Origin of the sequence: Chitinophaga sp., from assembly GCF_035564935.1 — a bacterium.
Lineage (GTDB): Bacteria > Bacteroidota > Bacteroidia > Chitinophagales > Chitinophagaceae > Chitinophaga.
Map to the genome: position 1 here is coordinate 16,163 of NZ_DATMTE010001031.1, position 24,116 is coordinate 40,278.

A 24,116-nucleotide genomic window follows, 5' to 3' on the forward strand; every position below is an offset into this window, starting at 1 on the left:
TTACTTGAAAATAGAAGTGATAGAATTATTGAAAGAAGTATCCTGCATAAGGCGTTGGAAAAGCTGGTCCAGCTCCCGGCGTTTTTCTTCCCGCGCCAGCCAGCGTACCAGCTGCAATGTTTTCCGCTGGTAGCGTACCTTTTCCCGCAATGCCGGTGCAGCCAGCATCCTGGCCTGGAACACCAGCCGGGAGGTAACGGGCATTTCATCCAGCAGGTATTGTTCTATTTGCTGCACTTCAGCTAACTGTTTCCGCATAATCCGACTGTTTAATTTGCTCCCTTACTTTTTCCAGGCATTTGTATTTCTGCACGCTGGCAGAATGTTGTGTTTTGAAATTAAAATCCGCCGTTATTTCCTGTATGGAAAGATGATCATAATAAAATGCGCGCAGCAGCTGCAAACAGCGTTGACCAGCGGCTTTCACATACTCCAGTACCGGTTTGGGCACCGGTGGCGGTGCATAATAATCAGCCGGTACACCTATATCATTGTCCATATCATCCAGCGGGATATGAGGTCCGGATTGTTTCAGTTTGCGGATACCCAGTATCCTGGCGATGCCTGTAATATACGCCTCCGCAGGTACGCCGGGGGGCAGTTTGTTTTGCTGTTTTTTTTCGAGATAGATGATAACGGCATCCTGGAAAATATCTTTGGCCATCTCCAGGTGGCCGCCCATCCGGTATATCACCGCCGCCACGCGTGGCAGCGTATTCCGGTATATTCCTTCCAACCATTGATCTTCTTGAGTACGCATATGAGCCTGGTTTTATATACTAGTGTCGGAAACCAAAGAGATATCACCCAAAATTTAGGATTTTTTTTTACCTTTGTGTCACAATGTGATCATTATCCTACATACAATAACGGGCTGAGGCCCTTATACATGCCGCTCCGGCGTGTTTTATCTCCGGTTTCCATACATTTTTTTATAATCATACAGTGATGCAACTGCATACGCTGATCTATTCAACTAAATTTTACAGTCATGAAAATGAGTATCCCCGTTTCCCAACCCGCTAACCCGGCGATGTGTTTCGCCGCCATTGTTCATTTCAAAACGATTACTCATGCTTATCAGCGTACAACAGCTCAGTTACCAGCTTCCATCCGGCCAGGATCTATTCAGGGATATCAGTTTCACGCTTCATAAAGGATACAGGGCGGCCATTGCAGGCAATAACGGCGCCGGCAAATCTACTTTACTGAAGATCATTGCAGGCCTGGAAAAGCCGTCGTCCGGCACGGTGCGGATAACGGAACCCTGTTATTATGTACCACAGCATTTCGGGCATTTTAATACGCTTACCGTGGCGCAGGCCGCAGGTACCGCGCAAAAACTGGATGCGCTGGAACTCATACTGCAGGGCGATACCAGCCCGCATCTCTACGATATACTTGGCGACGACTGGGACATTGCCGTTCGCAGTGAAGCCGCCTTTGAGAAATGGGGACTCCGGGCATTACAGCCGGATCAGCCTTTATCTTCACTCAGTGGCGGCGAAAAAACAAGGCTGTTCCTTGCCGGCATCGATATTTTTGAACCTTCCATTGTGCTGCTGGATGAGCCCACTAATCACCTCGACTACCACGCACGGGAACAGCTATACGAATGGATGGCCGGCACTTCCTGCACCTTGCTGATCGTGAGCCACGACCGGCAGCTGCTGCGCTTCTGCGAGCCCATCTGGGAGCTGCAACCCAACGGTATCAAAGCCTACGGGGGCAATTACGATTTCTACGCCGAACAAAAAAGCATTGAAACAGATGCCCTGCAACAGCGGGTAGCCCACCAGGAGAAAGCGTTGAAAGAAGCAAAAAAGCAACGGCAGGAAGCAATGGAGCGCAAACAACACGCCGATGCACAGGCGCGGAAAAAAGCCCAAAGTGGCGGAATACCCAAGATACTCCTGAATGGAAGAAAAAATCATGCAGAAGTATCGACCGGAAAATTAAAACAGGTGCACAACGAAAAAGTGGAAGACCTGCGGGCAGGCTGGCAGGAGCTATCGGCCATGACGCAGATCCAGCGCATGATGAAGGGATACTTCGAACAATCGTCGCTGCATACCGGGAAAGTGCTGGTACAGGCCACCGGCATCAACTTTGGATGGGCGCCGCAGCACCGGGATACCACGGCACCGGAGCCCCCAGCAACGGGAGAACCGCCAAAGTTCACATCTCCCGGAAACATGCTTTGGAAAACACCGCTCACCTTTACCATCCGCAGCGGACAGCGGCTGGCCATTACAGGCTCCAACGGCAGCGGCAAGTCTACCCTGCTGCAACTGGTACTGGACCAGCTGCAGCCAACCACCGGTGAAATGCATACTGCCATCAGCCGCAGCCTGTTGCTGGACCAGGACTACACGCTGATCAACCGCGAAAAAACGGTGCTGCAACAGGCCTTGTCTTACAACAATAACGGCCTGGAAATATCAATGGTGAAAACCATACTGGTGAATTTCCTTTTCAGCCCGGACACCTGGGATAAACCCTGCGCTGTATTAAGCGGTGGTGAAATGCTGCGGCTCGCGCTGTGCAGCATGACCCTGCAGGACAAGGCCCCCGATGTGATCCTGCTGGATGAGCCAACCAACAACCTGGACCTGCAGAATATCAATATACTCACGCAGATCTTCAGGGAATACAAAGGCACTTTGCTGGTCATTTCCCACGACGCCGATTTTATAGCGGAAGTAGGTGTAGATGATGTACTGGCGTTAAGCAGCTAAGCCAGGTGCTGCACCTGCATAAGAAAGATGACGGCCACCATTGCGGGTGTCCGGCAAAGCCCCTATGCAGGTGCGGCGCCCGCATAAGAAAAGACGCCATTTGGGTAAATATTTTGAATTACAAAATAAGTAAATTAACTTTGTATCTCAAAGTACTTTCTGTTTATCGTAAAACTCAATAACATGAAGATCTCAAGAACAAAATTCGTCATCACCTTTCTCGTTCTGGCGTTTGCCTTTCAATTTATTTCTAATTCAGTTTTGGGAACGGAAGTCAGGCTCTTTCCCGCCAACGGCGAGTGGTTCCCGGGAAGGGGATCACCAATAGCCTGGAAGAACACCTTAGCTGCTGTTTTATATCCAGTCCGGTTTGTGTTAATAGCACCTTTGTCGTTTTTAGGTAAAGATCCGGATCCGGCGCCACCCGTTTTATTGCTTGCGTTTGCCTTTTACTGGACGGTTATCGCCTTGGCGCTCCACTATCTCTTCAGTAAAATATTCACCCGAAAAAGCGCATAAATAGTTAGCTGATTAATATGCAGATAATGAATAGCATTGAGGAAATATACTATGAAGCAAAGTCGGACAAATGGTTTAAGAGATTCGCCATTTTTTGCCGGGTTGCTTTGGCATTGAGTTTTATTCCGGCCGGCCTGGTTAAGATCATGGGTGAACGTTTCGCTGAGGGCCTGCCTCACAACAATCCGTTAGGACATTACTTTGATGCCTTACAGCTAACGGGATATTACTACACCTTTATTGGTATTGCCCAGGTTATAACAGCCATATTGCTGTTAATACCGAGAACATCTCTGCTGGGTGCACTGATGTATTTTCCTATAATTGTCAATATTTGTGTGCTGACTTATGCCATGCGTTTTGCAGGTACAAGGATCAACACCATGATGCTGCTCGCAAGCTTGTTTTTATTGATCTGGAATTATGATCGTTTAAAATACATTCTGCCATTTAAACAGCCAAAACCAGATCCGCCCGTATTATTGAAAAAGCCCCTGGGTATGCGCCTTCGGATCTTCTTTTTCGGAGGTTCCGCTGCATTATTGGCTTTTATTATCATCGGTACTTCCTATTTATATGAGATAGGGCCAGGCAACGCTGAAGATGAATGCAGGAGTCAGTGCGCTTCCGGCAAAAACCCTGCGGCCTGCGAAGCTTTCTGCAACTGCATATATAAAGAAGGGCGACCGCTGGATAGTTGTTTGGCTGCGTATGATAAAGCGAAAAATATACACAAAGCTGATACAAAATAACATGCAAAATAAGCGTCTTCGTAAAGACACTCATTTCCCTTATTCAATTTCCGGATAGCGATCGAACGGCGCTACACCAGTGATTTTAAGCGGAAGGAACGTTCCGTTGGCAGTGAGATACTGAAAAATGTCGCCTGTTCTGCAAAGCAAAGGAAAGCCGTATTGCACTTCCGTAACGCCGTAGCCTGCTGCTTCTTCCAGCACCACATCATCAAACGCCTGTTTACTTACCGGCTTCCCGGCCGCATCCAGCACGGTAAATTTTGATCCTGTTTGTGCAAGGAATCCGCGTCCGTTCTTTTCTACCAGCAGGCGATCGTATACAGGGGCTATGATTATTTTACCGGTGTTGTTGGCATATCCATACAACGGGTATTCGCTGCCGGCCACTTTCTTTTCCACTAAACGGGATTTCGCCACCGGTGGTGGTATCCTTTCTTTTGGTGCAGGTACTTTCATCCCTTTGAAATTAAAGAAGACGCTGGCATAATCCTCCTTCCGGGAGGCTATCAACAGGCTGGCATCTGCGGCCGATATATCTACACTGCTATAAATGGCAGGGATCAGCATTTTTTTATGCATGATGTCATACACACCGACGCCGGTTTCTTTCTTTACAGCTACCAATCCCGGCGCAAGGCCTTCCGCCTTTTTATATTCCACGGGCAATACCTGCTGCCCCGAGGTGCTATATAATCCATACATCTCCTGGTAACTTACTTCCAGCAAATCCATACCAGGGGCAGTAGCCGTGGTATGGTCTATATCAAAGAAAGCCGGTTCAACCACCTTCCGGGTTGCCGCGTTATAAAAGCCATACAACGCTTTTTGTTTCAGTTTGAAAAGAAGCGTTGAAAAGCGTTTATCCATCAACGTTATATCGGTGTAATTTTTGGGCAGCAACTTTTTACCGGTGCTGTCTGTTATGTTGTAATTACCATCCACCGGTATAATAAAATATTCACCGGCGGCCACCACATCACCTTCATATACCGGTGGAATGATTACTTTGCCATCTTTCCGGAGGATGCCTGTTTTACCATTTTGGGAGATCCGCAGGTAAGGTCCATAGCCCTGTTCATCATAGGCATCCGAGATATCGTCATAAATAAAATCTGCTATTTGCGTACCGTCTTCCCCAATCAGGCCGTACTTGCCGTTCTTCCTTGCCCTGAGTGACCCATTATTGGTGATGGTCATATCGGTATACTCAGGCGCCGCATATTCTTTTTTATCTCCCAGACTGATGGTTACATCCTGCCCGTTCTTTTTTAAACTCGTTACCCAGTTATCACTGCGCATAAAGAAATGTTCATGCTCATATGCAAAAGGGATCAATACTTTGTTATTAAAGTCGATGATCCCCCATTTGCCATCCTTTTGTGCAAACAGGTAATCACCTTTACTGCCGCAGCCTCCGCAATAGTCGAATGATTCATACATAGCCGGTATCAGCAGTTTGTTCTCCGCCGTGCTGTAAATGCCCCATTTGCCGCCGGTTTTCACATCAAAATTTTCATTGTCCAGTATGCCTGCGTCTTCAAATTGCATGGGCAGCAACAGCTTTCCGTAGGTATCTGCATAGGTCATTTTTCCATCCCGGCGTAACACCAGGTAGGTTTTCCATTTCATTTCAATGGCGTCATATTCCGCCGGCAGCACCCATTTCCCGTTATTGTTCACGATGCCTGTTTTCCCGTTGCTGGTTACCAGCAGCATGGTGGTTTGCTTATCAGGAACAATCAATGAATGACCATTTTCTTCCAGGGGTGTAGTAGTAACCGGATGGTAGGCGGCCAATACCTGGTCAAATACCTTTTTACCCGAAGGATCAATATACCAGCTCTTTTCGGCTTCCACTATACGGGCAAACCCGTTGCTGAATACAGATGCCTGTTGCGCGGGCAAAGTGCGTGCTGCCAGCAGCAGTACGCCCGCGAGTAAATAACGTATATGCTTTGCTGTTATGCTGTTAATCATCATATCCTTTCTTCTTCTTTGATTTATATGGGAATGGTTTTCCCTGTGCATCAACATAAAAATACCACTCCCCTTGTTTCACCAGCAAAGGAAAAACATTCCTTTCATATCCCTGGTTGGTTTCCATTTCATCGTAGATGGCGGGGATGATCATTTTGCCGTTAATCCCGGCAATACCCTCTTTACCTTCACGGGTTACTACAAACAGTTTATTATCTTCCCGGTAATTGATATCGTCAAATTCCACCGGTAAAATAATGTTACCCAGGGTATCTGTTACACCGTATTTGTTATTGCGGCCCACTTTAAAAAACGGGGCGCCATAGAAACCGCTTATTTCACTATATTCCAGGGGAAGCAGCACTTTCCCTTCCCTGGTGATCAGTCCTCGTAGTTTCCCTTTCTTTACCAGGAGCCGGTTTTCCAGGTTATTAATATCTTCTGCTACGATGGGATAAATGATCTCCTTGTTGCGGTTTATGATACCATACAGCGTTTGTTCGGGGCCAATGTCTTTACCTGCGAGGGCCAGGCCATTCCAGAAATCCCCTACAAAACTGTAGTCGTCGAAAACCACTTCCTTACCATTGGTATCCAGGAACAGGTTGCTGCGGCTGCCATTGTAAGCGCCCCATATTTTCAACAACCCGCTGTTGAATTGAGCATTCCTTCTTTTGGCGCTTTCGGGCATCAGCAACCGGGTAGCCCTGTCGTCTTTAAATTCCCATTTGTTGCTGCTGTATAATACATTACCTGCAATATCCGTAAGTGTGCAGGTGGTGGTACCATCGTTGTTATACTTCGTTTCCACGATCCGGTTGGTGTCTACCGCGGTAAAGAACCCGTATTGCTTTCCGCCCCGGATGATCTTACCTGTTTTATCTGCCAGCGAAGTAGTGTCGCCGTTGCGCAGGTACAGCAGCTCTGGGTTCTGCCATTGGATCCAGTCGTACCGCGCGGGGAGCATCTCCTTCCCGGTAGCGGCATTGAACACGCCCAGCCTGTCTGCCTTTGAAAAGGCGAGATAGTCTGCTTTATTCGCTCCTGCCAGGTCATCAAGATAAGAGTAGCTGCTGCTGTAACCACTTACCAGGCCATCATAGGCCACCGGCAGGATCACTTTGCCATCTGCTGCCAGGATACCGGTTTTACCTTGCTGTTCTGCTGCCAGGTAAAGCCTGTTTTGCCAGGAGAAGGGGTTTATGCGGCTGTATGTAAATGGTAACAGCTGTTTTCCTGCAGCATCAAACACGCCTGTGCCGGTTGCATTGCTTACCAGGAAAACGGCCGGCACTGCTGATTGCGGCGCAATGGTACTCCCAGGCGCCGTTACTACAAGGGCGCCATATATTTCCCTTCCTTCGGTATTAACGGCTTTGATTTCACTGTACTGCGCCGGGATGATCTCTTTTCCTGCTGAATTTACCACGCCGTATTTACCACCTATGCTCACTTTCATCACAGTTCCCATCAGTGCAGCTTCTGTATATTGCAGCGGCAGTAATGTTTTACCGTGTGCATCCACGAAGCCGGTTTTGTTGCCCCGTGTAACGGCAAAAATATCATCGGCGGGGCCCTGGCTGCATTTATCATAATCCGCCGGCACTACAATATGACCGTCATGGTCCATCACGCCGGTTTTGCCTTTGGAAGTAAACCCGAAGTAAGTGTTATTGCTACTGAGGTAATTAAACGACTCGTATTCCGCCGGAACAATGATGCTGCCATCTTCCGCGGCAAGCCCGGCTTTGCCGGCTTTCTTTATTTCTATGGTATAATCGCGTACATAACTTTTGCCTGCATCTTCGTATAGGGGTGCCTGTAATACCTTTCCTGTTTTGATCTCTATCCATCCCCAGCGGCCGTCTTTCTTCATTTTCAGCACATGTGGCGTCAGCGTTTCCACCTGTGCGTAGATGGGCGGACAGATCTCGTTCCCCAAAGTGTCTGCAGCGCCGTATTTTCCATTAAGCCGGGTAATTACAAAGCAATAATTCTTTGAAGAATCCCGGTCGTCCTTTTCATCGGCCAGGCTCACTTCATCATATTTGAAAGGCGCAATGATCTTACCGGCACTGTTGATGGCGCCATAGGCATTGTGTTTCACCGCTACAATGGTTTTGAAATAGCCCTGGTTTTCCAGTTTATCTACCAGTACCGCCCCTGAAAGATGCAGCCATTGTTTTTGGTGATTGATCATTACCGGCGCCAGCTGCCCGTCGAACCGCCCCAAGTAATCCGCTGCCACCTGCTGCTGTGCATACAGCGAAAGGTTGCTTAAAAGGAGTCCTGCCAATAAATATCTTTTTCCCTTCATGTAGTTTCGGCTTTATAGAAGTTGCAAAGATGCATATCTTTCAGAAAACGCAAATAATTTATATCTTGTTTAAAAAGATATCAAATACTTCTCTTATGATGCGATCCCTTTTACCATTCACCTTATGCATGTTTATCGGCCTTACTGGTTTTGCCCAGAAAAGAAAAGGTTGGAAGCTCGTCTGGCAGGAAGAATTTAATTACACCGGCCTGCCGGACAGTAGTAAATGGGGATATGAAGTGGGGCATGTGCGCAACAAAGAAGCACAATACTATACCCCTGCCCGCGCAGAAAATATCCAGGTGGCCAATGGGGTATTGCAGATAAAAGGGCTGAAAGAAAACTATCCCAATGCTGCCTGGCAACCGGGTTCGGAGCAATGGAGCCGGAAAGACAGTATAGCCGGCTACACCAGTGCCAGCATCAACACCAAAAATAAATTCACTTTCACTTATGGCCGTATGGAAGTAAGGGCCAAGCTACCCGCCGGCGGGGGCATGTGGCCGGCCATATGGCTGCTGGGCGCAGATCATAGCCACGGCGGATGGCCCTACGCAGGTGAAATTGACGTAATGGAATTTATTGGCAATGAGCCTCTGAATATCTATGGCACTATTCATTATGCAAAAGACAGTACCGGCCATGCCTCCAGTGGCCGCCGTATTGCCGTGCCGGATCTTCACAGTGGCTTTCACGTATATACGTTGGAGTGGAACAAACAACAGCTGGCCCTGTATTTTGATGATTCGCTTTATCACCGTTTTGATATAGCGGCAGCCGGTCGCGGCGATTTCAATCCCTTCCGCCAACCCTTTTATATTTTGCTGAACCTTGCCATGGGCGCCGCATGGCCCGGCCCTATCGATGATAAGGTATTGCCACAGCAATTCCTGGTAGATTATGTAAGGGTGTATCAAAAGAGAAAACGCTGATCCAATGCTTCCGTTCAACCAAAAGGTGCGGGGTTTTATTATTTTTTTGTTACGTTTGCCGATTCCCGTTTTGGGGCGTGAACCTAAGAAATGAAAAAAATCTGCATTATGAATGGAATGACTAAATCTGTTGCCACTGCATTCCTGGGCGCCTTTACGGCGTTACAGGGGCTCACCGCAGTAGCTCAATCCAATGAAAAACCCAAACTGATTGTAGGCATCGTGGTGGACCAGATGCGCTGGGATTACCTGTACCGCTATTACGACCGCTATGAAGCCGGCGGCTTCAAACGTATGCTGGGCGATGGTTTTTCATGTGAGAACACATTTATCAGCCACCTTCCCTCTTTTACAGCCGTAGGCCACAGCACTATTTATACCGGCAGTGTGCCGGCTATTCATGGTATTACGGGCAACGACTGGCCCGATCAGCTGACCGGGAAAAAATGGTACTGCACAGAAGACTCCTCCGTACAGGCAGTTGGTACCGGCAGCCCCGCAGGCAAAATGTCGCCCCGCAACCTGCTGGCTTCTACCATCACCGATGAACTGAAACTGGCTACCAATTTCCGCTCAAAAGTAGTAGGCGTATCGCTGAAAGACCGCGCCTCTATCCTTCCCGCCGGACATACCGCCAACGGCGCATTCTGGCTGGACGACAGCAACGCCAGCTTTGTGACCAGCACCTGGTATATGAAGGAACTGCCTGAATGGGTAAAACGTTTCAACAACCGCAAAGTGCCGCAGCAGCTGATGTCCCAACCATGGGAAACCCTGTACCCTATCAATACCTATGTACAGAGCAGTGAAGACAACGCCCCCTGGGAAGGTACTTTCCCCGGCGAAAAAGCGCCTGTTTTTCCCCATGCACTGAAAGACGTTTATAAAAAAGATCCCGGCAGCCTGAGATCTACTCCTAATGGTAATACACTCACACTGGATTTTGCGAAGGCCGCCATTGAAGGATATGACCTAGGTAATAACACGGTAACGGATTTCCTTACCATCAACTGCGCTTCTACTGATTATGTAGGCCATAAATACGGTCCTAATTCCATAGAAGTAGAAGATACCTATCTCCGCCTGGATAAAGACCTTTCTGCTTTCTTCTCTTATCTTGATCAGCGTGTAGGAAAAGGGAATTACCTGGTATTCCTTACCGCCGACCACGGCGCTGCCCATGCCCTTAAATTTATGGAAGAACATAAACTGCCTTCGGGGCAAACTGAAAGCCGGAAACTGGCAGCAGGACTTGACAGTACGCTGAATGCACATTTTGGTGTAAGCAAACTGGTACTGTCTTTTATGAACTACCATGTGAGCTTCGACAAAGCAAAAATTGCTGCGTCTAAACTGGATTATGATGCGGTGAAAAAGGAAGCCGTTAAATACTTTGAGGCGCAACCGGGTATTCAGTTTGCCGCCGACCTGGATAACATCGGGGTGAACCCTTTGCCGGAACCATTGAACACCATGGCTATTAATGGTTACAACCGTAAACGCACCGGGTCTGTAATTGTAATCCCTGAACCGGGATGGTTTGAAGGCTCACTGAAAGGAACTACCCATGGTAACTGGAACCCATTCGATATCCATATTCCACTGGTGTTTATGGGGTGGCATGTAAAGCATGGCGCATCCAATGAAACCGTGCATATGACGGATATTGCCGCTACCCTGGCGGCCATGCTGCATATACAAATGCCTAGTGGCTGTGTAGGTAAGCCCGTAAAAGAAATACTGCAATAATATATATCCGTGAGGATGCCACCGGCATCCTCACGCTTGTTTGAATTATACCCTTCCCATAAAAGGATCTGTTATCCCTTCTTCTCCCGTTTCCACTCTTCCTGCATACTGCTGGCTAAATGTATCGAAGCCTGCTGCCTTCACGGTGAAATCGTACCAGCCATGGCTTTTCTGCAATGGCAATACCAGTTCCAGCGTAGCTCCGGCCGCAACGCTGCGCTGGATCACCTTTCCATGATACGCATTATCTGCAATGCTGACATTGCGTGAACTGCTACCGGTGTTGGATATACGTAAAACCAGGTTGCCGGTGGCTTTCTTCTTCAGCTTGCCGCTTGTTTCATAATCTAATTCCAGGTGCAGCTGCGGATGTTTGGGCGAGCCTTCAAAAGCGCGGTAAAACCCGTTGGGTCCATGCAGGTGCAGCTTGTAATGGTTACCAGCAAAGGCTTTCGCCGGCCATTCATAAGTGATGGTATCACCGGCGGCTACGGCAAACGACCAGGTTCTTCCCGGATCCGTTTCACCGGTTGCTTCGTCCTTGTAAGGAAGGTGCGTGTATACGGTGAAAGGTGCACCATGGGCGAGGTCGCCAAACAGCTGTTTGCCGGCCTTCATTGTCAGCGTCAGCAATTCCCCGTCTGCTTTCCACTGCCCGTCTGCCAGCAGTTCATATGGCAACGCGCAGGAAGGGCGGGTGCCTTTCTCCTGTTGTAAAATCGTACCGCCTTTCCCGTTAGTGAATGCTTTTACATCTGCATCGCCGATCTTATTAAACCCGGCGGGTACTGATTTAAAACGGGCATTGTTGATATTTTCCACTACACGGCGCTGGTCCAGGAAGATCTTTTTGTCGGGCGTGGAAGTGTTAAAGGGACTGAAAGCTGCAGTAAGGTCACCGCTGATAGTGCGTCTCCACTGGCTGATATTTTCCAGGTGCAGTTTTTTGTTCAGCTTCCTGTTGAAAAACGTTTCCAGGAATTGCAAAGTGGAAGTATGTTCAAATACCTGCGAGCATACCTTTCCTCCCCTGCTCCAGGGAGATGCGATCATGAGAGGCACCCGGAAACCCAGTCCTACCGGGGCTTCCCTGGCCTGTTTTTCGCTAATGCCCTGTTTCAGTTCATGTGCCAGCCGCACCTGTTCAATTTCGGTATCAATGCCGGCGGAACATTTACCGGTGCCGGGTTTGTTATTATCGTTGATAGAGAAAGGTACCACGTGATCGAAGTAACCATCATTTTCATCGTAAGTAACAATGAAAATGGTTTTCTTCCATACTTCCGGTTTTTGTGTAAGGATATCCAGTATTTCGGATACATACCATGCGCCATACCAGGGAGCGCTGGGATGATCGGAAAAGTTCTGCGGACCTGCCAGCCAGGATACCTGCGGCAGGGCGCCTTCGTTCACATCTTTACGGAACTGGTGCAACACGTCGCCGGCTGGTACCGTAATGGTACGCTCGGCTGATCCGTCTTTATAACTCACTGCTGTTACATTCCGGTAGGAAGGATCATTTTTATTTACCACGAAAGCCCGCTGGTACAGCGACTTCTGGTGGTCGGTTAATTTCTCATAGCTTTCTTTGTTCCATTTCACCAGTTCCTGTGTAGCATTGTCCAGCACCGCTTGTTTTTTGGAGATGTCGGTGCGGATCTTTGCAGCGGCAGCATCTGAAGAAGGACTGGCCTCCTGGAGCTTATTGATCTCATCGGGCAGGGTTTCTACCTGTTTCAATAATCCGTTTACATAGCGTTCGGAGAATTTCACGTTGTAGGCAGCAAAAAACTCCAGCAGGTTACAGCCGAAGTTAGCGAGCCACGCCCTTTCTTCTCCTTTCCATCCGCCACCGCAGCTGATCTCATTCTGGTAAAACTTCCAGGCGATGTTGTTTTCTTCCAGTAATTCCGGGAAGGTTTTCCAGGGAAGTTTTCCGTAGCTGAAGTCATCGTTGCGGATATGCGCTTTCGGTAACCCGTCTACTTCATGCACAATTTTCCCTGTCCAGAAAAAGGAGCGGTTGGGCGTAGTGCTGGTCATGGCCGAGCAAAAGTTCTGGTCGCATACCGTGAAAGCATCTGCCATGGCGTAGTTGAAGGGAAGATCCTCACGGGTGTAATAGCCCATTGTTAAAGGCATGGCCGCATATTCTTTGTTGCCCGGCGTTTTCGCGATCAGCCATTTGTCGTAGCGCCCTTTATTGTAGGCATCTACCTGGCTTGGCCTGGAATGTGGCAATGCGCCCATCCAGGTGGCTTTGGTATCTTTGATATTAAGACGAAAAGGCGCGTAGGTATCGCCCTGTGCATTGGTTTGAAACCATACCGGCTTTGCATCCGGCTGCCATGCTGCGCGGGGATCATTAAAACCCCGAACGCCCTGTAAGGTACCAAAGCAGTGGTCAAACGAGCGGTTTTCCTGCATCAGGATCACAATGTGTTCCGCATCGAGGAAAGTACTGCCGGGAGCGGGATCTATTGCCAGCGCCCGTTGAATGGATGCAGGCATCATGGTAGATAAACCTGCGGCTCCGGATAGTAATAAAGATTTTTTCAGAAATTCTCTGCGTGAGTCCATTTATATTCAGATTGAGTGGGTTTCTGCATTGTTCATCAAAACATTGTTCATCAAACAAAATAGAAAACATTCTCAAAGAATGCAATGGTACTTCCTGTTATGTGTCTGTTATACATTATATGCGGCTATGGTTGAGGACAGCCGGTAAGTGTATGCCATTCATGTTCTATGCGTGTCATGAGCAAGGCATTATCAAAAGCAACGGATCCTTTTTTAAACACCGTAGTATCTTCAAAAAAGCTGGAACTAACCTGCAGCAATTCCAGCGGGCTTACCTGCCACTCGTAAGTTTGCAGTTTCAGCCCGTCGAGCGACTCCCGCCGGTTTGGAGAATAGCCAACGGCGCCGCCCGCAAAAAATGCAGACGCACTTTCCAGTGTACCGAAAACGGAGGTAGCCGGGAATTGGCTGGTACTGCGGGCATCCACGCTAAGAAAGGTATGATCGGCACTGGTAAAACCAATATGATAATGCCCATCCGCTTCTTTTACATCAAAACGCGCCAGGTGGTGCTTCCCGGGAAAGATCCGCCCGCCTGCCAGCGCATTCAACCGCGAGGAAGTATCCCGCCTTGGGATATACACGCCTTCTTTCGTAACACCATTCTCCTCCCATTCCACGGCAATACGGTGTGCGCCGTTCTCAGAAGAGATGCCTGTAAAATCCGGCCAGCCTTTGGGTTTTATATGTTTTAATCTTATCAGGCAGATACCGGCAATGGCTTTGTCTTTATATATTTTTGGACGGAAAGGCGCCGGTAGCAGCGACTGGATAGCTTCGGGGTCCACGGTAAAATTCACCAGGATGCGGCGGTCTATATAACCATGTATAACGGGTAGTTTCATATAGGTACAGATCTGTATTAAAGATACCTCAAACCGGGTGTTTTAATAAATTTGAACAATTGTTTTGAAAAGTTGTTCAATTTTGTACCTTTGTAGAAATATTGATTATGCCGGTAAGGGAGCAAAAAGTAAAAATGGACGACTCTACGGAAGAGCGGATCAAGGCGGCCGCCAGGATCGTATTCACCAAGAAGGGATACCAGGCCACCAAAGTGAGGGATATTGCTGCAGAGGCCGACATTAACCTCTCACTGGTGAATTATTATTTCCGCAGCAAGGAAAAACTGTTCCAGCATGTGATGGGAGAAGTAATAGATAAATTATTTGCCACCATCACGCAGGTGCTCAATAATGAACAGCTCAGTGTGCAGCAGCAGGTAGAACAACTGGCGGACCATTACATTGATATGTTGCTGAAGAACCCGGATTTTCCTTTGTTTATGGTGAATGAGATCTTTGCCGGCAGCGATGAGCTATTGAAAGATAACCGTAAGAACGCCATCTTCGAGTCACATTTCTTTAAGCAGCTGGCCGCCCTGCAGAAGGAAGGTAAAATGCATATCCATCCTATCCAGTTAATGCTGAACCTGATCGGTTTTGTGGTGATGCCCTTCCTGGCCCGACCACTGCTGGAAAGGAACAAAGTGGTAAAATCAAATCAATTCGTAGCCATGATGGAAGAACGGAGAAAGCTCGTTCCCATGTGGATAAAAGGTATGCTGAAATAGCTGCTTTTTTTTGCTCAGAAATTGAACAACTTTTCAAAACAATAATTCAAATATGAAAGTACTTCAGGCGTTATGCTGTTTCATATTGTTGGGACTGCCGGTAAAACAGGCCCGGGGACAGGATTCCGTGCTTACCCTTGAGGAGTGTTACACCCTGGCCCGGCAGAATTACCCGCTGATCAAACAGTACGACCTCATTAAACGCAGCAGCAGGTATTCCGTGGAAAATGCAGGTAAACTCTACCTTCCTCAACTCACTGTAAGCGGGCAGGCTACTTACCAGTCGCAAACCATTAACTTCGGCGAAGTGATCCCTCCCCTTCCCGGTGTGGAGTTCCCCTCCCTGAGCAAAGACCAGTACAAAGTACAGGCGGAAATTTCCCAGCAGATCTATGACGGCGGGGTAAGCAAGCTGCAGAAAGAAAGCAGTCGCGCTAACGAAGCCATACAGCAGCAACAGCTGGAAGTAAACCTCTACGCCATCCGCGAACAGGTAACCCAATTGTATTTCGGCATACTGCTCATGGATGCACAGCTGCAACAGAACGGCCTGAGAAAGGCAGACCTGCAAAGCGCCACAGATAAAATGCAGGCGGCCCTTAACAACGGCGTAGCCTACCGCAGCAACGTAGATGAACTCAAAGCAGAGATCATGAACGCCGATATGATGGCCACCGAGTTCACGGCTAACAGGAAAGCCTATATGAAAATGCTGTCGGCTTTCCTTCATGAGCCGCTGAATGATAGCACCCGCCTGGCATGGCCCGCACCCGTGGCGCCACAACAGGAAATACATCGACCTGAAATTACTTACTACGATATCCAGAAAAAAGCGCTGGACGTACAGGAAAAACAATTGCAATCCGGTTACCTTCCCAAGCTGAACGCTTTTATCCAGGGCGCCTATGGCCGGCCTACCTTAAATATAGTAGATAATAAATCCGGCGCCTGGTGGCTCGGCGGCGTACGCCTTAGCTGGTCGCTCGGCAGCCTTTACTCCCTGAAAAATAACCGGCAACTGCTGGACATTAACCGGCAAAGCCTGGATGTAAGCAAGGAAACGTTCCTGTTCAATACCGGTATGAACCTGCAGCAACAACACCAGGATATTGATAAGTTTGCGGTGCTGATAGATCAAGATGATGACGCCATCGCGCTCCGCGCCTCTGTAAGAAAATCGGCACAGGCGCAGCTGGACAATGGCGTGATCACCGTACATGAATACATCTCCCAGCTGAACGCGGAAAACCTGGCGAAACAATCGCGCATCCTCCACAGCATACAATTATTACAGGCACAATATAATTATAAAAACACCTCCGGGAACTGATTAATTATTGCATATGAAATACAACATGATACTTGGTATAGCCGTTGTGATGATGATCAATGCCTGCGGAAAGGGCAGTAACGACTACGACGCATCGGGCAACTTTGAAGCAGACGAAGTGATCGTATCGGCCGAACAAAACGGTGAGATACAATCGTTCACCGTAAAAGAAGGCGATCAACTCACCGCTGGTCAAACGGTTGGACAAATAGACGTTGCCATCCCCACCCTGCAGAAGGAACAGGTGCAGGCATCCATTAAAGCATTGCAGGAAAAAACCCACGACCCTGTACCGGAAAGAGAGCTGGTACGCCGGCAGCTATTGGTACAGGAAGCGCAGCTGCAACAGCAATACCGCGAAAGAACACGCACCGAAAACCTGGTAAAAAGCGATGCCGCCACACAAAAGCAGCTGGATGATATTAATGCCCTCATTGTGCAAATGGAAAGACAGCTCAATGTAACCCGGCAACAGTTACAGCTCAACAATTCAAATATCTATACACAAAACCGCACTATTCTCAGCGAAAAAGCCCCGCTGGAAAAATCACTGGCGCAATTTGCAGAACAGATCCGCAAAGGACAGATCATAAATCCGATCAACGGCGTTGTGCTGCAAAGGTATGCCCTGCAAGGGGAAATGGCTGCCAACGGGAAACCGCTCTATAAGATCGCCAACATCGATACGCTTTACCTGAAGGCTTATGTAACCGGTGTAACCCTCCCGCAGATCAAACTGGGGCAACAGGTGCTGGCACGCATCGACCAGGGCAGGAAAAACTATAAAACCTATCCCGGTGAAATCACCTGGATCTCCGGTAAATCTGAATTTACCCCTAAAACCATTCAAACAAAAAATGAGCGGGCTAACCTGGTGTACGCCATCAAGGTAAGGGTAAAGAACGATGGCTATCTGAAAATAGGCATGTATGGTGAAATGCTGATCAATAAAGATTCCAAATGAGCGCGGTAACACTGGATCATATCACTAAAACCTACGATGAAGGTAAGGTGCTGGCGGTTGATGATATTTCACTGCAGGTGGAGGAAGGCGAACTGTTTGGCCTGATCGGGCCGGACGGCGCAGGTAAAACATCCCTCTTTCGCATCCTCACCACGCTGTTACTGCCGGATAAAGGCAGCGCCACCGTGCGCGGGTATGATTGTGTGAAAGACTATAAAGAAATCCGTAACAGGATCGGCTATATGCCGGGAAAATTTTCCCTGTACCAGGATCTCACCGTAAAGGAAAACCTCGATTTCTTTGCCACCCTTTTTGGCAGCACCATAGCGGGCAACTATGAGCTGATAAAAGACATCTACGAACAGATAAAACCATTTAATGACCGTCGCGCCGGAAAGCTTAGCGGCGGCATGAAACAGAAGCTGGCCCTGTGTTGCGCGCTGATCCACAAACCGGAAGTATTATTCCTGGATGAACCTACCACCGGTGTGGATGTAGTATCGAGGAAGGAATTTTGGGAGATGTTGAAACGCCTGAAAAAACAGGGCATTACCATCGTAGTATCTACGCCCTATATGGATGAAGCCGTGCTTTGTGAAAGGATTGCGCTGATACAAAACGGTAAAATCATGTCGGTAGATACGCCCGGTAATATCATGGCCGCCTTCCCCGTTAAGCTGTATGCCATCAAGGCGGACAATATCTACAAACTGCTCACCGCACTGAGAAGCATGCCGGAAATAGACAGCAGCTTTGCGTTCGGGGAGTACATACACATTACGCTGAAGGATGACAACGTGGATGCGCTCCGGCAGCAGGTAGAACAACAGGGACATACACACGTTGATATAAAATTAATTCACCCCGGTATTGAGGATAGTTTTATCCGGTTAATGAACCAGGTCTAAAACAACGTATCATGGAAGAAAAAGTGATTGTATGTAAGGATCTCACCAAACGGTTCGGCGATTTTTATGCCGTTAATAAGATTTCCTTCGAGGTAAACAAAGGAGAGATCTTTGGTTTCCTGGGCGCCAATGGCGCCGGTAAAACCACTGCCATGCGCATTCTTTGCGGGCTCTCCCACCCCAGCTCCGGGGAGGCTATGGTGGCTGGTTTTGACGTATATAAACAAACGGAAGCCATCAAAAAGAATATCGGTTATATGAGCCAGAAGTTTTCCCTGTATGAAAATCTTACCGTACTGGAGAACATTGAGTTCTTCGGCGGCGTATATGGCGTTCCCGCCGCCGAGATCCGCCGGCGCAGCGATAACCTGGTGCAGCAGCTGGGGCTTACTGCAGAAGCAAAGAAACTCGTTGGGGCGTTGCCGTTAGGCTGGAAACAAAAGCTGGCTTTTTCGGTGGCTATCTTCCACCGGCCCCGGATCGTATTCCTTGATGAGCCCACCGGTGGCGTAGATCCTGTTACCAGGCGGCAGTTCTGGGATATGATCTACGAAGCGGCGGCAGGCGGCATCACCATTTTTGTAACCACACATTATATGGATGAAGCGGAGTATTGCAACCGTATCACCATTATGGTAGATGGAAAAGTAGAAGCGCTGGATTCCCCCGCCAACCTGAAAGCGCAGTTTAAGGCGGATAATATGGACGAAGTATTTTACCGGCTGGCCCGGGGAGCCAAAAGGTCGGGCGATTAAAACATTTGTATGAAACAGCTTCTTGTTTTTATCAGGAAAGAATTTTTCCATGTATTCCGCGACAGGCGAACCTTACTGATCATGTTCGGGTTGCCGGTGGCGCAGATCGTGCTGTTTGGCTTTGCGCTTACCAGTGAGGTAAAGGATATTACGCTGACCGTAATTGATAATTCGCGGGATGTAAATACGCAGCAACTGGTCCGTAAAATAAAATCATCGTCCTATTTCGTTGTGAATGAATCATCCATCGACTACAACGATATAGAAGACGCATTTAAAAAAGGGACCGCCAAATGCGCGCTGATCTTCCCGGCACACTTCGGCAGCGACCTGCAGCATGGCGGCAAAGCGCAGCTGCAGATCATTGCAGACGGCTCCGATCCCAATACGGCCAAAACGGTAGTGAACTACATCACTGCCATCACCACGGCCTATCAGCAGGAGATCAGTCCTGCCCAACAGCTGCCCTATACCATCATCCCTGAAACCCGGATGCTGTATAATGAAGAAGGCAATGGCTCTCTGAACTTTATTCCCGGCGTGATGGCGCTGGTGCTGATGATTGTATGCACCGCGCTTACTTCCGTATCGGTAGTACGGGAAAAAGAACTGGGCACTATGGAAATACTACTGGTATCTCCTTTTAAACCGCTGATGGTACTGGTAGCCAAAGCCATTCCTTACCTGATATTATCGCTGGCCAACTTTATCCTGATCCTGGTGCTGGCAGTGTTTGTACTGGATGTGGGTATAAAAGGCAGCATCCTGCTGCTGTTCATGGAAAGCATGCTATTCATCATTACCTGTTTATCGTTTGGCCTGATGATTTCCAATACCACCAATTCCCAGCAAACCGCCCTGCTGCTGTCTATGATGGGTATGATGATCCCCACCATGATCTTTACGGGTTTTATGTTCCCCATAGAAAATATGCCGCTGGTGTTCCGGATCATCTCCAATATTATTCCCTCCCGCTGGTATTTCCTGATCATAAAATCGGTAATGCTGAAAGGACTTGGTTTTGAATATGTATGGAAAGAAACGCTGGTGCTGATAGGTATGACCACCGTGCTGCTTACTATTGCGCTTAAAAACTTTAAAACACGCCTGTCATGAGAGTGCTGCGTTACCTGCTTAAAAAAGAGTTCAGGCAGATCTTCCGGGATAAGACCATCCTGGCCATGATGTTTGCTATGCCTACCATACAGCTGATCATTCTGCCGCTGGCAATGAACTTTGACGTGAAGAGCGTGAACCTGGCGGTGGTGGACAATGATCACAGTTCATATTCCCGGCAGCTGGTAGCGAAGATAGGCGCCTCCGGGTATTTTAAAATAGTGGCGGCGGAGCCTTCCTTCCAAACCGCCATCCGGTATATTGAAACGGAAAAAGCCGATGTGGTGCTGGAGATCCCACCCAACTTTGAAAGTCACCTGATCAGGGAAGGGCAACAACGTATAGGCGTATCCGTAGATGCCATCAATGGTACCAAGGCTGCCATTGGGGGCAACTATCTTCTCATGGTGATTGCAGACTTCAATAAAGATATCCCGGTGAATGCCGGCAGGAACATGGCCTCCCCGGCGGGTATGATAGATATTACCTTTTCCAACTGGTTCAACCCTTTGGCAGAGTACCGTTTTTATGTAGTGCCAGCCGTGCTGGTACTGCTGCTTACGCTGATCGGCGGGTTCATGTCGGCCTTGAACATTGTACGGGAAAAAGAGGTGGGCACTATAGAGCAGATCAATGTAACTCCTATTCAAAAGTGGGAGTTCATACTCGGTAAGCTGATCCCGTTCTGGGTGGTGGGCATGATCGTATTTACGCTGGGACTGCTGGTAGCCTGGGGCGTATACGGTATATGGCCGGTAGGAAGTTTTGTAACGCTGTATGTATTTGCCGCCGTATACCTGGTAGCGTTACTGGGCTTTGGGCTATTGGTGTCTACCTATACCAGCAACCAGTTACAGGCCATGTTCGTGGCTTTCTTTTTTGTGATGATCTTTATGCTGATGAGCGGCCTCTTCACGTCGGTAGACAGTATGCCGCCCTGGGCAAAGCTGATTGCCAATTTAACGCCGGTCACCCATTTCATCCGGGTGATCAGGATGATTGTACTGAAGGGCAGCGGTTTTGCAGATGTGCATATGGAGTTGCTGTATCTTGGGCTGTTCGCCGTGGTGCTGAACGGCTGGGCGATATTTAACTATAAGAAAACAAGCTGAGTGTTTGCGGAACAAACCGCCTGTCGCTTTTTTTTATGAAAGCCGGGATGATCTTTTTTTGTTCAATCCCGCAATCTGCTTTTGTGTAAATGCAATCACAGCTTCCAGGTATTTTTGAACGGTATCCAGCTCGGATACCGTGAACCCATCATACAATTTCTCCACATCGGCCATCATGTCCTTAAACGCCGGGCCAATCCGCTGAAAGGCCACCTCGCGGTTTAAAATGACCACTACTTTCCTCCTGTCAACCGGATCCCTTTCCCGTTTCACCAGGTTTTCCCTTTCCAGCCGGTCGATCATCCCGGTAACCGATCCTGTAGACAAACCGCTTAACTCCGAAAGCCTTCCGGCAGTCATGGAGCCATGTTTCAGCAACAGGTCTATGTACTTATGATCCGTTGCCGCCAGTCCCGCAGCATGCGCAATCGACTGATGCATAACCACTGTTAAAGTGGAAAATTCCTTGGTCAACTCCTGTATCTGATCCACTTTGGCGTTTCGCCCGATATTTTTTTTACTCACGACATAAAATATTTTATCTTTGTCACAGAGATACTTTGTTAGGAAGATAAATAACTCTACTACAAAGCTAATAAAAGTAAAAGTTTATGGAACCACAAATAAGAACAAAATGACCATAACCAACACTTACAGGGCGGCTATATGGCTATTTTTTGCTACCGCGCTCTATTTTGTAATGAATGGCGCCCAGCTTTGGGAAACTGCCCTTATGGCGCCGGCATGGACTGCTGCTCCGCCGGAATCGCTTTTCTTTTTTAAGGGCCGCTACGGGCTCGACTTCAAGTACTTCTGGATGATCGTGCATTCTGTTCATGAAGTGGTGCTGTTACTGGCTATTGTCTTTAACTGGCGCCTGCGGAACAGGAGAAACATCATGCTCGTTCTCTTTGCCGTGCACGTTGCCATGCGCGTATGGACGCTGACCTACTTCGCCCCTACCCTGATGGGATTCATGGCCCTGGATATACACCCGGGAACAGATGCTGCTTTACTCGAAAAAGCCACTACCTGGAAGCTGCTCAACTATCTGCGTGTAGGCATCTACGTGATGGTCAACATCGGCTATGCCGTGCTTTTAGTACGCGCTGTAAAACCCAGGGAGCAATAAAACCAGGCGCCGGAAAATATTCCGGGAACTATATAAACAATATCATATGAAAGGGAAAAAAGTATTGATTGCCGGAGCCGGGATTGCGGGGCCGGCATTGGCGATAGCGCTCATTGAACAGGGGGCCGGAGTCAGCATCATTGAAAGCCGCTCCAAAAGCCAGATGGAGGAAGGGCTGTTTATAGGTATATCACCGAACGGATTGAACATACTGCGTGAACTGACCGATATCACCGGGCTTTACGACGATTACTGCCCCGGCGCCTTACACTTTCTGAATGCGCGGGGCAAATGTATCGCCAGCCTGGGCACCGCCTACCAAAAGGAACAATATGGAATAGAAAGCGTCCAGGTCAGAAGATCCGCCATCACCCGTCTTTTGCACGAGAGGCTAGCCTCCTTGGGAGGTACCATCCAATACGATTGCCGGCTGGAATTTATCGATGTTTCCGGGGAAAAAGTGGCCGTACGTACATCCAACGGCGTATTAGGCGATTTTGACATATTGATCGGCGCCGACGGCATTCATTCAAGGTGCAGGAACATTGCATTCCCCCGCAGTTCTAAACCTGTTTTTACGGAGCTGCTGTCTACGGGCGCCATTGTGGATATACCGGGCTGGCATGATACAACAGAGGCCATTAATATGACCTTCGGGGAGCGCGCCTTCTTTGCTTATGCCACTTCCAACAAGGGCGGGGTGTGGTGGTTCAATAACTTTTACCGCAAACAGGAACCGGACCGCAGGAAGATTGATCCGGCCCTGCAGCATGAAATCAAAACGGAACTGCTGAAACTCCACCGGGAAGATGACCGTAAAATAACGGAGATCATCACGGCCACTGAAGATCTTTTTGCCTACCCAATCTACGACATGCCGCAGCTGGAAAAGTGGTATACCAGAAATATATGCCTGATCGGCGACGCTGCACACGCCATTTCCCCGCATACCGGGCAGGGTGCATCCCTTGCCCTGGAAGACAGCGCCGTACTTGCAAAATGCCTGGCAAAATATGGGGAGTCCGAAAAGGCGTTTTCTGTTTTCCAGGCACTGAGGCAGAAAAGGGTGGAAAAGGTAGTGGCCCAGGCCAGGAAAATAGGAAAATCGAAATCAAAGGCCAACCCGGTTGCCACCTTCTTCCGGGACTTTTTCCTGAAACATTTTATCAACCTGGAAAAGAAAAAAATGGACTGGATATACGCCTACAAAGTGGAGGAGGTGAATATTTAGTTGCTTCAGCAATGCCTTGATCAATCGTCTTTAAATCCCTGAATGCTTATTCCGTAATCCGCGTTTGATCAGGCAGCGGATTTCGCCTTTCCGGAAACTCCCGCGCCGGCTTCAATCATATTAGTCTTTTATTCAGTATATATCTCCTTAACATATTACTGCCCGCGTACAATTACCCAAAAAATGCGGGTTTCCAAGTAAACCTTTGAAAAATTACAAAGTACTGACTATCAGTTCAATACATTGTAAAACAAGCGCAAACACGCGTCATCACTGCCATTTCAGCGCCTTTTAAGGCATATCCTTAGAAAAAATATTGAAATAAAATAGATTTTATGAATAAATTTGAACAATCAAGTAGCTACTTTTAAAATTTTAAAAAATGAGCAATAAACCCGCTACCTTATTTGACAAAGTATGGGATTCAC

The 24,116-nt window shown here is 48.3% G+C and carries 21 protein-coding genes; 14 read left to right on the forward strand and 7 right to left on the reverse strand.

Annotated features, from left to right (window positions below):
- Together VN105_RS26805 and VN105_RS26810 are read right to left on the reverse strand one after the other, a co-directional pair.
- Positions 1 to 258 carry a hypothetical protein gene (locus VN105_RS26805; RefSeq protein ID WP_325646041.1) on the reverse strand — a complete coding sequence of 86 codons (258 nt, stop codon included), beginning with the start codon at positions 256 to 258 and terminating at the stop codon, positions 1 to 3.
- A complete protein-coding gene (locus VN105_RS26810) occupies positions 239 to 760 on the reverse strand; it encodes a sigma-70 family RNA polymerase sigma factor (RefSeq protein ID WP_325646043.1) in 522 nt (173 codons plus the stop codon). Before VN105_RS26810 ends, VN105_RS26805 begins: the two co-directional genes overlap by 20 nt.
- 313 nt (positions 761 to 1,073) lie before the next feature.
- Here VN105_RS26810 and VN105_RS26815 point away from each other — a divergent pair, with 313 nt between their 5' ends.
- From VN105_RS26815 to VN105_RS26825, 3 genes are all read left to right on the forward strand, one after another.
- Positions 1,074 to 2,738 (forward strand): ABC-F family ATP-binding cassette domain-containing protein, encoded by a 1,665-nt coding sequence (locus VN105_RS26815; RefSeq protein ID WP_325646045.1) that lies wholly within the window; start codon positions 1,074 to 1,076, stop codon positions 2,736 to 2,738.
- A 183-nt stretch (positions 2,739 to 2,921) separates the two neighbouring features.
- Positions 2,922 to 3,257 (forward strand): hypothetical protein, encoded by a 336-nt coding sequence (locus tag VN105_RS26820; protein ID WP_325646047.1) that lies wholly within the window; start codon positions 2,922 to 2,924, stop codon positions 3,255 to 3,257.
- Between the two features lie 26 nt (positions 3,258 to 3,283).
- Complete coding sequence (locus tag VN105_RS26825; RefSeq protein ID WP_325646049.1) at positions 3,284 to 4,009, forward strand: hypothetical protein; 726 nt, start codon at positions 3,284 to 3,286, stop codon at positions 4,007 to 4,009.
- Between the two features lie 39 nt (positions 4,010 to 4,048).
- Here VN105_RS26825 and VN105_RS26830 read toward each other — a convergent pair whose 3' ends face one another.
- The gene (locus tag VN105_RS26830) at positions 4,049 to 5,992 is read right to left on the reverse strand and encodes a WG repeat-containing protein (RefSeq protein WP_325646051.1); all 1,944 of its coding nucleotides are present in this window, start codon (positions 5,990 to 5,992) and stop codon (positions 4,049 to 4,051) included.
- On the reverse strand, positions 5,982 to 8,306 hold the full coding sequence (locus VN105_RS26835) for a WG repeat-containing protein (protein ID WP_325646053.1): 2,325 nt from the start codon (positions 8,304 to 8,306) through the stop codon (positions 5,982 to 5,984). The genes VN105_RS26830 and VN105_RS26835 overlap by 11 nt, the downstream gene beginning before the upstream one ends.
- Positions 8,307 to 8,401: 95 nt before the next feature.
- On the opposite strand from VN105_RS26835, the gene VN105_RS26840 reads away from it, so the two are divergent.
- Both VN105_RS26840 and pafA read left to right on the forward strand, forming a co-directional pair.
- Complete coding sequence (locus VN105_RS26840) at positions 8,402 to 9,238, forward strand: glycoside hydrolase family 16 protein (RefSeq protein WP_325646055.1); 837 nt, start codon at positions 8,402 to 8,404, stop codon at positions 9,236 to 9,238.
- Between the two features lie 108 nt (positions 9,239 to 9,346).
- The gene (gene pafA / locus VN105_RS26845) at positions 9,347 to 10,987 is read left to right on the forward strand and encodes an alkaline phosphatase PafA (protein ID WP_325646057.1); all 1,641 of its coding nucleotides are present in this window, start codon (positions 9,347 to 9,349) and stop codon (positions 10,985 to 10,987) included.
- A gap of 45 nt (positions 10,988 to 11,032) precedes the next feature.
- On the opposite strand, the gene VN105_RS26850 is transcribed toward pafA, so the two are convergent.
- Together VN105_RS26850 and VN105_RS26855 are read right to left on the reverse strand one after the other, a co-directional pair.
- Entirely contained in the window at positions 11,033 to 13,567 is a 2,535-nt protein-coding gene (locus tag VN105_RS26850) for a phosphocholine-specific phospholipase C (RefSeq protein WP_325646059.1), read from the reverse strand.
- A gap of 125 nt (positions 13,568 to 13,692) precedes the next feature.
- On the reverse strand, positions 13,693 to 14,412 hold the full coding sequence (locus VN105_RS26855) for a DUF2071 domain-containing protein (protein ID WP_325646061.1): 720 nt from the start codon (positions 14,410 to 14,412) through the stop codon (positions 13,693 to 13,695).
- Between the two features lie 107 nt (positions 14,413 to 14,519).
- On the opposite strand from VN105_RS26855, the gene VN105_RS26860 reads away from it, so the two are divergent.
- From VN105_RS26860 to VN105_RS26890, 7 genes are read left to right on the forward strand one after another with little or no spacing between them, the layout of a single operon-like run.
- Positions 14,520 to 15,140 carry a TetR/AcrR family transcriptional regulator gene (locus VN105_RS26860; RefSeq protein ID WP_325646064.1) on the forward strand — a complete coding sequence of 207 codons (621 nt, stop codon included), beginning with the start codon at positions 14,520 to 14,522 and terminating at the stop codon, positions 15,138 to 15,140.
- Positions 15,141 to 15,192: 52 nt separating this feature from the next.
- Positions 15,193 to 16,470, forward strand: a complete 1,278-nt coding sequence (locus VN105_RS26865; RefSeq protein WP_325646066.1) for a TolC family protein — start codon at positions 15,193 to 15,195, stop codon at positions 16,468 to 16,470.
- 13 nt (positions 16,471 to 16,483) lie between these two features.
- Positions 16,484 to 17,434, forward strand: a complete 951-nt coding sequence (locus VN105_RS26870; protein WP_325646068.1) for an HlyD family secretion protein — start codon at positions 16,484 to 16,486, stop codon at positions 17,432 to 17,434.
- Positions 17,431 to 18,342 (forward strand): ABC transporter ATP-binding protein, encoded by a 912-nt coding sequence (locus VN105_RS26875; RefSeq protein WP_325646070.1) that lies wholly within the window; start codon positions 17,431 to 17,433, stop codon positions 18,340 to 18,342. The genes VN105_RS26870 and VN105_RS26875 overlap by 4 nt, the downstream gene beginning before the upstream one ends.
- A gap of 11 nt (positions 18,343 to 18,353) precedes the next feature.
- Positions 18,354 to 19,097, forward strand: coding sequence for an ABC transporter ATP-binding protein (locus VN105_RS26880; RefSeq protein ID WP_325646071.1), 744 nt, complete (start codon positions 18,354 to 18,356; stop codon positions 19,095 to 19,097).
- Between the two features lie 9 nt (positions 19,098 to 19,106).
- Complete coding sequence (locus VN105_RS26885; RefSeq protein ID WP_325646073.1) at positions 19,107 to 20,213, forward strand: ABC transporter permease; 1,107 nt, start codon at positions 19,107 to 19,109, stop codon at positions 20,211 to 20,213.
- Positions 20,210 to 21,325, forward strand: a complete 1,116-nt coding sequence (locus VN105_RS26890; protein WP_325646075.1) for an ABC transporter permease — start codon at positions 20,210 to 20,212, stop codon at positions 21,323 to 21,325. Before VN105_RS26885 ends, VN105_RS26890 begins: the two co-directional genes overlap by 4 nt.
- A 33-nt stretch (positions 21,326 to 21,358) precedes the next feature.
- Here VN105_RS26890 and VN105_RS26895 read toward each other — a convergent pair whose 3' ends face one another.
- Positions 21,359 to 21,850: a MarR family winged helix-turn-helix transcriptional regulator gene (locus VN105_RS26895; RefSeq protein ID WP_325646077.1), complete on the reverse strand. Its 492-nt coding sequence runs from the start codon at positions 21,848 to 21,850 to the stop codon at positions 21,359 to 21,361.
- A 109-nt stretch (positions 21,851 to 21,959) separates the two neighbouring features.
- On the opposite strand from VN105_RS26895, the gene VN105_RS26900 reads away from it, so the two are divergent.
- Both VN105_RS26900 and VN105_RS26905 read left to right on the forward strand, forming a co-directional pair.
- The gene (locus VN105_RS26900) at positions 21,960 to 22,457 is read left to right on the forward strand and encodes a transposase (RefSeq protein ID WP_325646079.1); all 498 of its coding nucleotides are present in this window, start codon (positions 21,960 to 21,962) and stop codon (positions 22,455 to 22,457) included.
- A gap of 46 nt (positions 22,458 to 22,503) precedes the next feature.
- Positions 22,504 to 23,688 (forward strand): NAD(P)/FAD-dependent oxidoreductase, encoded by a 1,185-nt coding sequence (locus VN105_RS26905; protein ID WP_325646081.1) that lies wholly within the window; start codon positions 22,504 to 22,506, stop codon positions 23,686 to 23,688.
- The last annotated feature ends 428 nt before the right edge of the window (positions 23,689 to 24,116 follow it).